Annotated in this window: 12 protein-coding genes; all 12 read left to right on the top strand. The window is 62.5% G+C overall.

All coding sequences use genetic code 11. The features are described from left to right. The first annotated feature begins 34 nt into the window (after positions 1-34). Positions 35-1,507: a cytosine permease gene (locus tag CAF76_RS18310; RefSeq protein WP_064592857.1), complete on the top strand. Its 1,473-nt coding sequence runs from the start codon at positions 35-37 to the stop codon at positions 1,505-1,507. A 70-nt stretch (positions 1,508-1,577) separates the two neighbouring features. Then, a complete protein-coding gene (locus tag CAF76_RS18315) occupies positions 1,578-2,546 on the top strand; it encodes an ABC transporter substrate-binding protein (RefSeq protein ID WP_064592859.1) in 969 nt (322 codons plus the stop codon). 84 nt (positions 2,547-2,630) lie between these two features. Continuing rightward, a complete protein-coding gene (locus CAF76_RS18320) occupies positions 2,631-3,482 on the top strand; it encodes a proline/glycine betaine ABC transporter permease (protein WP_007952475.1) in 852 nt (283 codons plus the stop codon). Next, the gene (locus tag CAF76_RS18325) at positions 3,479-4,309 is read left to right on the top strand and encodes a glycine betaine/L-proline ABC transporter ATP-binding protein (RefSeq protein WP_011332047.1); all 831 of its coding nucleotides are present in this window, start codon (positions 3,479-3,481) and stop codon (positions 4,307-4,309) included. Before CAF76_RS18320 ends, CAF76_RS18325 begins: the two co-directional genes overlap by 4 nt. A 148-nt stretch (positions 4,310-4,457) precedes the next feature. Beyond that, entirely contained in the window at positions 4,458-5,981 is a 1,524-nt protein-coding gene (gene hutH / locus CAF76_RS18330; protein WP_085647998.1) for a histidine ammonia-lyase, read from the top strand. A gap of 116 nt (positions 5,982-6,097) precedes the next feature. Continuing rightward, complete coding sequence (hutH, locus tag CAF76_RS18335) at positions 6,098-7,630, top strand: histidine ammonia-lyase (protein WP_085647999.1); 1,533 nt, start codon at positions 6,098-6,100, stop codon at positions 7,628-7,630. A gap of 261 nt (positions 7,631-7,891) precedes the next feature. Continuing rightward, entirely contained in the window at positions 7,892-9,097 is a 1,206-nt protein-coding gene (hutI, locus tag CAF76_RS18340; protein WP_085648000.1) for an imidazolonepropionase, read from the top strand. A gap of 10 nt (positions 9,098-9,107) precedes the next feature. After that, positions 9,108-9,911, top strand: coding sequence for an N-formylglutamate deformylase (gene hutG, locus CAF76_RS18345; protein ID WP_085648001.1), 804 nt, complete (start codon positions 9,108-9,110; stop codon positions 9,909-9,911). A 205-nt stretch (positions 9,912-10,116) separates the two neighbouring features. Next, on the top strand, positions 10,117-11,064 hold the full coding sequence (locus CAF76_RS18350; RefSeq protein ID WP_085648002.1) for a choline ABC transporter substrate-binding protein: 948 nt from the start codon (positions 10,117-10,119) through the stop codon (positions 11,062-11,064). After that, positions 11,064-11,981, top strand: coding sequence for an alpha/beta hydrolase (locus CAF76_RS18355; protein WP_085648003.1), 918 nt, complete (start codon positions 11,064-11,066; stop codon positions 11,979-11,981). Before CAF76_RS18350 ends, CAF76_RS18355 begins: the two co-directional genes overlap by 1 nt. A gap of 104 nt (positions 11,982-12,085) precedes the next feature. Beyond that, entirely contained in the window at positions 12,086-13,057 is a 972-nt protein-coding gene (pip, locus tag CAF76_RS18360; RefSeq protein ID WP_007952436.1) for a prolyl aminopeptidase, read from the top strand. After that, positions 13,054-13,491, top strand: coding sequence for a D-aminoacyl-tRNA deacylase (dtd, locus tag CAF76_RS18365; protein WP_064592873.1), 438 nt, complete (start codon positions 13,054-13,056; stop codon positions 13,489-13,491). Before pip ends, dtd begins: the two co-directional genes overlap by 4 nt. Positions 13,492-13,751 lie beyond the last annotated feature (260 nt).

The raw sequence follows: 13,751 nt of genomic DNA on the forward strand, positions 1-13,751 counted from the left end.
AGCAAAATCCAGAACAATCCACAGAGGTTGAATCATGGCGGGCAACACCGATCGTGCAGGCAGTAAACCGTTGATCGAAAGGCGTTCGATCGACTACATCCCGGAAGCGGAAAGACACGGTCGTCTGTTCAGTCAGTTCACCCTGTGGATGGGTGCCAACCTGCAAATCACTGCGATTGTCACCGGGGCCCTGGCCGTGGTGCTGGGCGGCGATGTGTTCTGGTCGTTGATCGGTTTGCTGATCGGTCAACTGCTGGGCGGCGGGGTGATGGCGCTGCACGCGGCGCAAGGGCCGAAGCTTGGCCTGCCGCAGATGATTTCCAGCCGGGTGCAGTTCGGCGTCTACGGCGCGGCGATTCCGATCGTGCTGGTGTGCCTGATGTATCTGGGCTTCACCGCCACCGGGACCGTGCTGTCCGGTCAGGCGCTGGGCCAGTTGTTCGGGGTCAGCGACACCGTCGGCATCCTGCTTTTCGCCAGCGTCATCGTCGTGGTCACGGTGCTCGGCTATCGGGTGATCCACTGGATCGGCCGCATCGCCAGTGTCATTGGCGTGATTGCTTTCGTGTACCTGTTCAGCCGTCTGATGAGTCAGGTGGACGTCGGCGCACTTCTGGAAATCCGCCACTTCAGCTGGAGCAGTTTCCTGCTGGCGGTGTCGCTCGCGGCCTCCTGGCAGATCGCTTTCGGCCCGTACGTGGCGGACTACTCGCGTTACCTGCCGAGCAAGGTGTCTTCGGTGAAAACCTTTTTCGCCGCCGGTGCCGGTTCGGTGATTGGTGCGCAGGTGGCGATGATCCTCGGTGTGTTCGCGGCCGCTTCGGCCAACGGGCAATTCGCCGGTCATGAAGTCGCCTACATCGTTGGTCTGGGTGGGACCGGTGCCACCGCCGCGCTGCTGTATTTCAGCATCGCGTTCGGCAAGGTCACCATCTCCACCCTGAACTCCTACGGCAGCTTCATGTGCATCGCGACCATCATCAGCGGCTTCCGTGGCCACCTGACGGTTACCCGCATGCAGCGTCTGGTGTTCGTGCTGGGGATCGTCGGCGCGGCGACCCTGATCGCGCTGCTCGGCCAGCACTCGTTCCTCGGTGCGTTCAAGTCCTTCATCCTGTTCCTGCTGGCGTTCTTCACGCCGTGGAGCGCGATCAACCTGGTGGACTACTACTGCATCACCCGCGAGCGCTATGACGTACCGGCGCTGGCGGATCCGAACGGTCGCTACGGCCGCTGGAACATCCTCGGTATCAGCGTTTACGTGTTCGGGGTGCTGGTGCAACTGCCGTTCATTTCCACCAAGTTCTATACCGGTCCATTGGTAGCAGCCCTGGGGGATGTGGATATTTCCTGGATCATCGGTCTCGTGCTGCCCGCAGCGCTGTACTACGTCTGCGCGAAAAAATGGCACGGCACCGTACCCGATCGACTGATTCTGCCCGTCGAGCAGGACAGCGTTGTACAACCTAAAACAAGCGGGGCCGGTCGCGCTGCGGCGCAGGCCTGATTTGGACGTGGACAGGGCTGGATGCCTCTTGACTGCCGTAAGCCAATTCATGATTAGGAGCGTCACAACAATGAAATCGAACAAGACCCTGCTGACCACATTGCTTTCCATGGGCCTGCTGGCCAGCGCCGGCGCGACCCAGGCCGCCGGCTGGTGCGAGTCCGGCAAACCGGTGAAATTCGCCGGCCTGAACTGGGAAAGCGGCATGCTGCTGACCGACCTTCTGCAAGTGGTGCTGGAAAAAGGTTACGACTGCAAGACCGACAGCCTGCCGGGCAACTCCATCACCATGGAAAACGCCCTGAGCAGCAACGACATCCAGATCTTCGCCGAAGAATGGGTTGGCCGCAGCGAGGTCTGGAACAAGGCCGAGAAGGCCGGCAAGGTCGTCGGTGTCGGCGCGCCGGTGGTCGGTGCGGTGGAAGGCTGGTACGTGCCGCGCTACGTGATCGAAGGCGATGCCAAGCGCAAGATCGAAGCGAAGGCACCGGACCTGAAAAACATCGCCGATCTGGGCAAATACGCCGCCGTCTTCAAAGACGCCGAAGAGCCTTCCAAGGGCCGCTTCTACAACTGCCCGGCCGGCTGGACCTGCGAGCTGGACAACAGCGAAATGCTGAAAAGCTACGGCCTGGAAAACAGCTACACCAACTTCCGCCCGGGCACTGGTCCGGCGTTGGATGCGGCCGTGCTGTCGAGTTACAAACGTGGCGAGCCGATCCTGTTCTACTACTGGACGCCAACCCCGCTGATGGGCCAGATCGACGCAGTCAAACTGGATGAGAAACCGGGCGTCGACAAGACCGTGACCATCAAGGTCGGTCTGTCCAAGACCTTCCACGAACAAGCGCCGGAGCTGGTGGCCGTGCTGGAAAAGGTCAACCTGCCGATCGACCTGCTGAACCAGAACCTGGGCCGCATGGCGAAGGAACGTATCGAGTCGCCAAAACTGGCGAAAATCTTCCTCAAGGAACATCCTGAGGTCTGGCATGCGTGGGTCAGTGAAGACGCTGCCAAGAAAATCGACGCGGCGCTGTAGGTCGAATTCCTCCCGGCCAACCGAGAGGCTGGCCGGGGTGTTCGCCGCAATCGCTTGATTGAGTTTCCTGATTGAGAGCCGCTTATGTTTCCCGAAAGCTTTACCTTTTCCATCGCCGACTGGGTCAACGGTTGGGTCGATGCGCTGGTCACCAACTATGGCGATGTGTTCCGCCACATCTCCGACACCCTGCTGTGGGCCATCGTCAATCTTGAAGGCCTGCTGCGCGCCGCACCGTGGTGGTTGATGCTGGCCATCGTCGGCGTCGTGGCCTGGCATGCAACGCGCAAAGTCGTGACCACCGCCGTGATCGTCGGTCTGTTGTTCCTGGTCGGCGCCGTCGGTCTGTGGGACAAGTTGATGCAGACCCTCGCGCTGATGATGGTGGCGACGGTCATTTCGGTGCTGATCGGCGTACCGCTGGGGATTCTCTCGGCGCGCAGCAATCGCCTGCGTTCGGTGCTGATGCCGCTGCTCGACATCATGCAGACCATGCCGAGCTTCGTGTACCTGATTCCGGTGCTGATGCTGTTCGGCCTGGGCAAGGTGCCGGCGATTTTCGCCACCGTGATCTACGCCGCGCCGCCGCTGATCCGCCTGACCGATCTGGGCATCCGCCAGGTCGACGGCGAAGTGATGGAAGCCATCAACGCCTTCGGCGCCAACCGCTGGCAGCAACTGTTCGGCGTGCAACTGCCGCTGGCCCTGCCGAGCATCATGGCCGGGATCAACCAGACCACCATGATGGCCCTGTCGATGGTGGTAATCGCCTCGATGATCGGCGCCCGTGGCCTGGGTGAAGATGTGCTGGTGGGCATTCAGACCCTCAACGTCGGACGCGGCCTGGAAGCCGGTCTGGCGATCGTGATTCTCGCAGTGGTCATCGACCGCATTACCCAGGCGTATGGTCGGCCACGGCATGAGGTGAGCAAATGAGCAACGCAACCGTGAGCAAGATCGAAGTCAAAAACGTCTTCAAGATTTTCGGCAACCGCGCCAAGGACGCTCTGGCGATGGTCGGCCAGGGCAAGACCAAGGATCAGGTGCTGAACGAAACCGGTTGCGTGGTCGGGGTCAACGACTTGTCCCTGAGCATCGGCACCGGCGAGATCTTCGTGATCATGGGCCTGTCCGGCTCCGGCAAATCGACCCTGGTGCGCCACTTCAACCGCCTGATCGACCCGACCAGCGGCGCGATCCTGGTGGATGGCGTGGACATCCTGCAATACGACATGGACGCCTTGCGCGAATTTCGCCGGCACAAGATCAGCATGGTGTTCCAGAGCTTCGGCCTGCTGCCGCACAAGACCGTGCTCGACAACGTCGCCTACGGCCTGAAAGTGCGCGGCGAGAGCAAGCAACTGTGCGCCGAGCGCGCGCTGCACTGGATCAACACCGTGGGCCTCAAGGGCTACGAAAACAAATACCCGCACCAGCTCTCCGGCGGCATGCGCCAACGTGTGGGCCTGGCCCGGGCATTGGCGGCGGACACCGACATCATCCTGATGGACGAAGCGTTCAGTGCGCTCGATCCGTTGATCCGCGCCGAGATGCAGGACCAGTTGCTGGAGCTGCAAAAGACCCTGCACAAGACCATCGTCTTCATCACCCACGACCTCGACGAGGCCGTGCGCATCGGCAACCGCATCGCGATCCTCAAGGACGGCCGCCTGATCCAGGTCGGTACGCCGAAAGAGATCCTGCATTCGCCGGCGGACGAATATGTCGACCGCTTCGTGCAGCGGCGGGCGGCGGTGGTTTAAACAGATTTGTGTTGGCTGGGCCGGCCCCATCGCGAGCAGGCTCGCTCCCACAGTTGGAATGCGGTCTCCTGTGGGAGCGAGCTTGCTCCGGGCGGCGATCCGACGATAGCGTCGGCAAAGCTGCATCAATGTTCGGATGAGGTTTTAGATGTCCCAGGCTGAAAAAATCGTTATCGCCGACGCCCCGATGCGTTGGCAGGATGTGGTCGCAGTCGCTCGTCATGGCGCGCAGCTCGAGCTGTCGGCGCAGACCTGGGCGCGCATTGAAAACGCGCAAGGCATCGTCCAGCGCATCGTCGCCAGCGGTGAGCGCGCCTATGGCGTGAACACCGGGCTCGGTGCGCTGTGCAACGTCTCGCTGAAAGACGAACAGCTCAGTCAGCTGTCGCGCAACACCTTGCTCAGCCATGCGTGCGGCGTCGGTCCGGTGCTGGCCGATGAGCAGACGCGCGCCATCCTGTGCGCTGCGATCCGCAACTACAGCCACGGCAAATCCGGCATTCATCGCCGGGTAGTCGAAGCGCTGCTGGCGCTGCTCAATCGCGGCATCACCCCGCAAGTGCCGTCCCAGGGTTCGGTGGGTTATCTGACCCACATGGCGCACATCGGCATCGCGCTGCTGGGCGTGGGCAATGTCAGCTATCGCGGGCAGATCGTGTCTGCACAGCAGGCGCTGGCCGAAGAGGGCCTGCTACCGGTGCAGCTCGGGGCGAAGGACGGTCTGTGTCTGGTCAACGGCACGCCGTGCATGACCGGCCTCGGTTGCCTGGCGATTGCCGACGCCACGCGTCTGCTGCAATGGGCCGACGTGATCGGCGCCATGAGCTTCGAAGCCCAGCGCGGCCAGATCGCCGCGTTCGATGCCGAGATCATTGCGCTCAAACCGCATCCGGGCATGCAGCAGGTCGGCGTCAATCTGCGCGCCTTGCTCGATGGCAGCGAAGTGATCGCCGCGAGCAAAGGCATTCGCACTCAGGATGCCTTGAGCATCCGCTCGATCCCGCAGGTGCACGGTGCCGCCCGCGATCAACTGGAACACGCGATCAAACAGATCGAAACCGAACTCAACGGCTGCACCGACAACCCGTTGCTGCTGGGCACACCGGACGACTTCCGGGTGATGTCCCAGGCCAACCCGCACGGGCAATCAGTGGCGCTGGCGGCGGATCTGCTGGCCATTGCAATGGCCGAAATCGGCTCGATTGCCGAGCGGCGTCTGGATCGCCTGATCAACCCGCACGTCAGCGGCCTGCCGGCGTTTCTGGTGGCCAATCCGGGGGTGAACTCCGGGATGATGATCGTGCAATACGTCGCCGCGTCGCTGTGCGCGGAAAACCGCCAGTTGGCGCAGCCGGCGGTGCTCGACAACTACGTCACCTCGGGCTTGCAGGAAGACCATCTGAGCATGGGCACCAACGCCGCGCTGAAGCTGCATCGCGCGCTGGAAAACTGCACGCAGATCCTCGCCATCGAGTACCTGCTGGCGGCCCAGGCGTTTGAATTTCTCAAGGAACAGCGCTTTGGCGCGGGCACCGATACCGCTTGGCGACTGCTGCGCGAAAAGATCCCGGCCTACGATCAGGACCGCTGGCTGGCGCCGGATATCGCCGCTGCCGCAAGCGTTCTGAAAGACCCGGATCTGCTGCACAACGCATTACCGAATTTGCACTGAAAACTACCCACGCCAGCGTGCCAAGGCGCGGCTCCCCAAAAGGGCAGACGCGACGGACAACGGACATCTCCGGAGCGTCTGGCGAGTTAACAATAAACTCTCAAAAGGAGCACAAGATGACTGCGCTGAACCTGATCCCCGGCCAACTGAGCCTGGCCCAACTGCGTGACGTTTATCAGAACCCGGTCAAGCTGACCCTCGACAACAGCGCCAGCGCGCAGATCGAAGCCAGCGTGGCCTGCGTCGAGCAGATCCTCGCCGAGAACCGCACCGCCTACGGCATCAACACCGGTTTCGGCCTGCTGGCCTCGACCCGCATCGCCAGCGAAGACCTGGAAAACCTCCAGCGCTCGCTGGTGCTGTCCCACGCCGCCGGTGTCGGCCAGCCGATCAGCGATGAGCTGGTGCGCCTGATCATGGTGCTCAAGGTCAACAGCCTCAGCCGTGGTTTCTCCGGGATTCGTCGCGTAGTGATCGATGCGCTGATCGCGTTGATCAACGCCGAGGTCTATCCGCACATTCCGTTGAAAGGCTCGGTCGGTGCGTCCGGTGACCTCGCGCCGCTGGCGCACATGTCGCTGGTGCTGCTGGGCGAGGGCAAGGCGCGCTACAAGGGCGAGTGGATGGAAGCGACCGAAGCGCTGAAAGTCGCCGGTCTGACCCCGCTGACCCTGGCGGCGAAAGAAGGTCTGGCGCTGCTCAACGGTACTCAGGTTTCCACCGCATTCGCGCTGCGCGGCCTGTTCGAAGGTGAAGACCTGTTCGCCGGCGCGCTGGCGCTGGGCGGTCTGACGGTGGAGGCGGTGCTCGGTTCGCGTTCGCCGTTCGACGCACGCATCCACGCTGCCCGTGGCCAGAAAGGCCAGATCGACGCCGCTGCCGCTTACCGCGATCTGCTGGGCGAGCGCAGCGAAGTCTCCGACTCGCACCAGAACTGCGAAAAGGTGCAGGATCCGTACTCGCTGCGTTGCCAGCCACAAGTCATGGGCGCGTGCCTGACCCAGTTCCGCCAGGCCGCCGAGGTGCTGGCCATCGAAGCCAACGCCGTATCCGACAACCCGCTGGTGTTCGCGGCCGAAGGCGACGTGATTTCCGGCGGCAACTTCCACGCTGAACCAGTGGCCATGGCCGCTGACAACATGGCACTGGCCATTGCCGAAATCGGTTCCCTGAGCGAGCGCCGCATCTCGTTGATGATGGACAAGCACATGTCGCAGCTGCCGCCGTTCCTCGTCGCCAACGGAGGCGTGAACTCCGGCTTCATGATCGCCCAAGTGACCGCTGCGGCCCTGGCCAGCGAGAACAAGGCGCTGTCCCATCCGCATTCGGTGGACAGCCTGCCAACCTCCGCCAACCAGGAAGACCACGTGTCGATGGCCCCGGCCGCCGGCAAGCGTCTGTGGGAAATGGCCGAGAACACGCGCGGGATTCTCGCGGTGGAATGGCTGGCGGCGGTGCAGGGCCTGGACCTGCGCAACGGCCTGAAGACCTCGACCAAACTGGAGCAGGCCCGCGGGATTCTGCGTCGCGAAGTGCCGTTCTACGAGAAGGACCGCTTCTTCGCACCGGACATCAATGCGGCGACCGAACTGCTGGCTTCGCGGGTTCTGACCGAGCTGGTTCCGGCGAAGTTGCTGCCTAGTTTGTAAGCGTTTTTTCAGGGGGATTTTTTGTCGTCCGGGAAACCGTTCCCCCTCACCCCAGCCCTCTCCCCCAGGGGGAGAGGGGAAAGGGAGCCGATCTTCATGGTTTTCAGAGCCTGAGATCGACTCAGAACTTTCAGGTCGATGTACCTCGAAAGAACAACGCGGTCAGTCCCCTCTCCCTCCGGGAGAGGGTTAGGCGGGCGGCGTTCCGATGAGGGGGCTTTTGAAGGCTGCCCACCAAACAGAATCCAACGGAGGCTCACAGTGAAAACCCTCTGGCAACACTGCCACGTCGCAACCATGGCGCAAGGCGTCTACTCGATCATCGAGGATGCGGCCATCGTGACGTCCGGTGCACTCATCGAGTGGATCGGCCCGCGCAGCCAATTGCCGTCAGGCGAATACCCGGCGGTCAATGACCTGCAAGGCGCGTGGGTCACTCCCGGCCTGATCGACTGCCACACACACACCGTGTTCGGCGGCAACCGCAGCGGCGAGTTCGAGAAGCGCCTGCAAGGCGTCAGCTATGCCGAAATCGCAGCGGCCGGCGGCGGCATCGCCAGCACTGTGCGGGCCACGCGCGAAGCCTCGGAAGACGAGCTGTTCGCCAGCGCCGCCAAACGCCTGAAAAGCCTGATGCGCGACGGCGTGACCACGGTCGAAATGAAATCCGGCTACGGCCTCGATCTGGCCAGCGAGCGCAAGATTCTGCGGGTCATCCGTCGCCTCGCCGCCGAGCTGCCGATCAGCGTGCGCAGCACCTGCCTGGCCGCCCACGCATTGCCGCCGGAATACAAGGACCGCGCCGACGATTACATCGATCACATCTGCGCCGAGATGCTGCCCGCGCTGGCTGCCGAAGGCCTGGTCGATGCGGTGGATGCGTTCTGCGAATACCTGGCGTTCTCCCCTGAGCAGGTCGAGCGGGTGTTCATCGCCGCGCAAAAACTCGGTCTGCCGGTGAAGCTGCACGCCGAGCAATTGTCGTCGCTGCACGGCTCCAGCCTCGCTGCGCGCTACCACGCATTGTCCGCCGATCACCTGGAGTTCATGGACGAAGCCGACGCCATCGCCATGGCCGAGTCCGACACCGTCGCGGTGTTGTTGCCGGGCGCGTTCTACTTCCTGCGCGAAACCCAGTTGCCGCCGATGGAAGCCCTGCGCAAACACAAAGTGAAAATCGCCATCGCCAGCGACCTCAACCCCGGCACCTCGCCAGCGTTGTCTTTGCGCCTGATGCTGAACATGGCCTGCACCTGTTTCCGCATGACCCCGGAAGAAGCCCTGGCCGGCGCCACGATTCATGCGGCACAAGCCTTGGGCATGGCCGACACCCATGGTTCGCTGGAAGCCGGCAAGGTCGCCGATTTTGTCGCGTGGCAGATCGACCGCCCGGCGGATCTGGCGTACTGGCTCGGTGGTGAACTGGACAAACGCGTCGTGCGTCACGGCGTTGAATCAAGTCTGTAGGAGAGCGGTTGTGGATAAGGTTCTGAACTTCAAACAAGGTCGCGTGCCGCTGCTGATCAGCATGCCCCACGCCGGTGTGCGCCTGACCCCGGCGGTCGAGGCCGGGTTGATCCCGGACGCGAAAAGCCTGCCGGACACCGACTGGCACATTCCGCAGCTCTACGACTTCGCCGCCGAACTGGGCGCCAGCACCCTGGCGGCCGAGTACTCGCGATTTGTCATCGACCTGAACCGGCCGTCCGACGACAAACCGCTGTACGCCGGCGCCACCACCGGGCTGTACCCGGCGACGCTGTTCGATGGCATTCCGTTGTTCAAGGCAGGCCAGGAACCGTCGAAAGAAGAGCGTGCGACGTACCTGGAGCAGATCTGGACGCCGTACCACCGCACCTTGCGGGAAGAGCTGGCGCGGCTAAAAGCCGAGTTCGGTTACGCACTGCTGTTCGATGCGCATTCGATCCGCTCGATCATCCCGCACCTGTTCGATGGCAAGCTGCCGGACTTCAATCTCGGCACTTTCAACGGCGCCAGTTGCGATCCGCAGTTGGCCACGCAACTGGAAGCGATCTGCGCCCGCCACGGCGATTACAGCCATGTGCTGAACGGACGCTTCAAGGGCGGCCACATTACCCGTCACTACGGTAACCCGGCCGAGAACATCCACGCCGTGCAACTGGAACTGGGCCAGTGCACCTACATGGAAGAGTTCGAACCGTTCCGCTACCGCGCCGATCTGGCGGAGCCGACGCGGGTGGTGCTCAAGGAGTTGCTGCAGGGGCTGCTTGCCTGGGGCGCGACTCGCTACAAATCCTGAATACACACCAGGAACCCTGTGGGAGCGAGCTTGCTCCCACAGTTTTTGTGGTGACCACAGGTTTGTGCACGGCTTGGGTCGCCACCGTGCAAATCCCGGTCGCCTCAGTTCGCTTTTCCCGCTCGTCTGCTGCGTAATGTTTCGGCCACGGTGCAAGAAGACACCGATCCGAACAATAACCCGCTGCCGCACGAGACGATCCCACATGAAAAGACTGTTCACTCGTTGTGCGTTAATCCTGACCGGCAGTGCGCTGCTCAGCGCCGGCGCCATGGCTTCTGACGATGCATCCTGCAAAACCGTACGCATGGGCGTGGTCAACTGGACCGACGTGATCGCCACCAGCGGCATGGCCGACGTGCTGCTCAACGGCCTCGGCTACGAAAGCAAACAGACCAGCGCCGTGCAGCAAATCATCTTCGCCGGCATCCGCGACAAGCGTCTGGATATCTTCCTCGGCTACTGGAAACCGGCGATGGACAAGAATATTGCGCCGTTCCTCGCCGCCAATCAGGTCAAGGTCATGGACAAGCCAAGCCTGGCCGACGCCCAGGCGACGTTGGCAGTGCCGGATTACGTAGCGGCGGCGGGGCTGAAAACCTTCGGCGACATCGCTAAATTCAAGGATCAGCTCGGTGGCAAGATCTACGGCATCGAGCCCGGCAGCGGCGCCAACACCACGATCAAGACCATGATCGAAACCAACCATTTCGGCCTGAAGGATTTCAAGATCGTCGAATCCGGTGAGGCCGGCATGCTCGCCGCCGTGCAGCGGGCGGTGAACCGCAAAGAGTTCGTGGTATTCGTCGGCTGGACCCCGCACCCGATGAACATCAACATGAAAATCACCTACCTGACCGGCAGCGAAGACGTCTACGGCCCGAACGAAGGCGCCGCCACCGTTTCCACGGTCACCGCGCCGGACTACGCCGAGCGCTGCCCTAACGTCCATCGACTGCTGGAAAACCTGACCTTCACCGCCGCCCAGGAAAGCCAGTTGATGGTGCCGATCATGGAGCGCAAGACCCCTCAGGAAGTGGCGAAGACCTGGCTGCGTGAGCATCCCGAAGACCTGCAACGCTGGCTGGCGGGTGTCAGCAGTTTCGATGGCAAGGACGGCGAGGCCACGGTTCAGGCCAGCCTGAAAAACTGATGAGTACCTATCCACTTTCACCGGCGATGGCGGCGTTCGTTGCCAGAACCGAAAGCTTCGCCAGCGATGACAGCAGCCTCGGCGGATTGCGCAAATCCTATGACGACATGTGCCGCGCCTTCACGCCCGAACGGCCGGCGGGTCTGGAGGTGGTGGATTTCCAGTTGAGCGGGGTGGCGGTGCGTTCGTATCGTCCGCCCGTCCGGCCATCGGCCAGTGGCTGGCCGTGCGTGTTGTACCTGCACGGCGGCGGTTGGGTGGTCGGCGGGCTGGATTCCCATGACTTCATCTGCTGCGAGCTGGCCATGGCGCTTGGGGCAATGGTGGTGGCGGTGGATTACCGGCTGGCGCCGGAGCATCCGTTCCCGGCCGGTTTCGAGGATTGCCTGAGCGTCTGGCGCGCGTTGCGCAGTGGGCCCTTCTGGTTCGACCCCGGACGGATGCTGGTGGCGGGCGACAGCGCCGGCGGCAATCTCGCGGCGGTGCTGTGCCTGGCACTGCGCGATGCCGGCGAGCCGCTGCCGGGTGCGCAGGTCTTGATCTATCCGGGGCTGGGGGGCGACGAGCAGTTACCGTCGCGCAGCGAATGCGCCGATGCGCCGTTGCTCGCCAGCAGCGATGTCGATTGCTATCACGCCTTGTACCTGCGCGGCACCGCGAAGCCGAACGCCTATGCAATGCCGTTGCTGGCCCGGGATTTCAGCGGTCTGCCCCCGGCCTGGATCGCCGTGGCGCAGTTCGACCCGCTGCGTGACGACGGCGTGTGCTACGCCGAACGGCTGAACGCGGCGGGCGTCGACGCGGCGCTGTACTACGGCGAAGGGCTGGTTCACGGCTGCCTGCGGGCGCGGCATCAGGTCGCCGAGGTCGATCGTCTCTTTGAGAACCTGCTGGGGTTCATGGCTGACAAAATGTGACAGCGCACGGGCATGCTCATTGACGTAAATCGGGTTTATGATGCCGGACGGCAGAATAATAGAAGTCCCCCCAGGGATGACCTCGACCCCTTACGGAGCGCGCAATGCAGACTTTGTTTCCGCAGATCAAACCTCACGCACGGCACGATCTGGCCGTCGATGACACCCATACGCTGTACGTCGACGAAAGCGGTTCACCGGAAGGTTTGCCGGTGGTGTTCATCCACGGAGGTCCCGGCGCCGGGTGCGACGCCCAGAGTCGCCGCTATTTTGATCCGAACCTGTATCGCATTGTCACCTTCGATCAGCGCGGCTGTGGTCGTTCCACGCCTCACGCCAGCCTGGAAAACAACACCACCTGGGATCTGGTCGAAGACCTCGAGCGCATCCGTAAACATCTGGGCATCGACAAATGGGTGCTGTTCGGCGGTTCCTGGGGTTCGACCCTGGCGCTGGCCTACGCGCAGACCCACCCGGAGCGCGTGCATGGGCTGATCCTGCGCGGGATCTTTCTCTGCCGTCCGCAGGAAATCGAATGGTTCTACCAGGCCGGTGCCAGCCGCCTGTTCCCCGATTACTGGCAGGACTACCTCGCGCCGATTCCGCTGGACGAGCGCGACGACCTGCTCAGCGCTTTCCACAAACGCCTGACCGGCAACGACCAGATCGCCCAGATGCACGCAGCCAAGGCCTGGTCGACCTGGGAAGGGCGCACCGCGACCCTGCGTCCGAACCCGCTGGTGGTCGACCGTTTCTCCGAGCCGCAGCGCGCCTTGTCGATCGCGCGGATCGAATGCCACTACTTCACCAACAATGCCTTCCTTGAGCCAAACCAGCTGATCCGCGACATGGGCAAGATCGCCCATCTGCCGGGCGTGATCATCCACGGCCGCTACGACGTGATCTGCCCGCTCGACAACGCCTGGGAGCTGCATCAGGCCTGGCCGAACAGCGAGCTGCAGGTGATCCGCGATGCCGGCCACGCTGCCTCGGAACCGGGCATCACCGATGCACTGGTGCGCGCCGCCAGCAAAATGGCCCGGCGCCTGCTCGACCTGCCGCCCGAAGAAGCATGAAGGGGCTGTTGCAGCGCGTGAAAGGCGCGCGGGTCGAAGTGGCGGGCGAGGTGGTTGGCAGTGTCGATCAGGGTTTATTGGTGCTGGTGGCGGTCGAACCCGACGACACGCCGGCCAGCGCCGACAAACTTCTGCATAAGCTGCTTAACTATCGAGTGTTCAGTGACGCCGAGGGCAAGATGAATCTGTCCCTGGCGGATGTGGGCGGCGGGTTGCTGCTGGTCTCTCAGTTCACCCTCGCTGCCGACACCAAAAGCGGGTTGCGCCCGAGTTTCTCGACCGCCGCCCCTCCGGCGCTGGGCGAAGAATTATTCGACTATCTATTAAGCAAAGCGAAACAGATGCATGGCACAGTGGCATCAGGTAGATTCGGCGCGGATATGCAGGTGCACCTGGTCAACGATGGCCCGGTAACCTTCCTGTTACAGACATGAAAGTGCTTGAAACAACTTTTTAAGGGCTTTTCGACTGAAAACAGGGAATTTTCGCGATAAATACTTTGTTACCCCTGATGCGTTGTCACGCGGGCTACTAGATAATCGCGCGCTACGGGGATCAGCGTTCGTTGGTCCATTTTGACTTAGGTAGAGACTTGTCCGGATCCGATTGGGGAATCATTTTGACCCAGCGGAGTCGGAACAATGCTCGCCAACTTGGCAAGGGTGTCCTGCAAGGTCGGTTTTTTTGTACCGAA

The sequence above is a fragment of the Pseudomonas sp. B40(2017) genome (genome assembly GCF_002112855.1).
Lineage (GTDB): Bacteria > Pseudomonadota > Gammaproteobacteria > Pseudomonadales > Pseudomonadaceae > Aquipseudomonas > Aquipseudomonas pharyngis.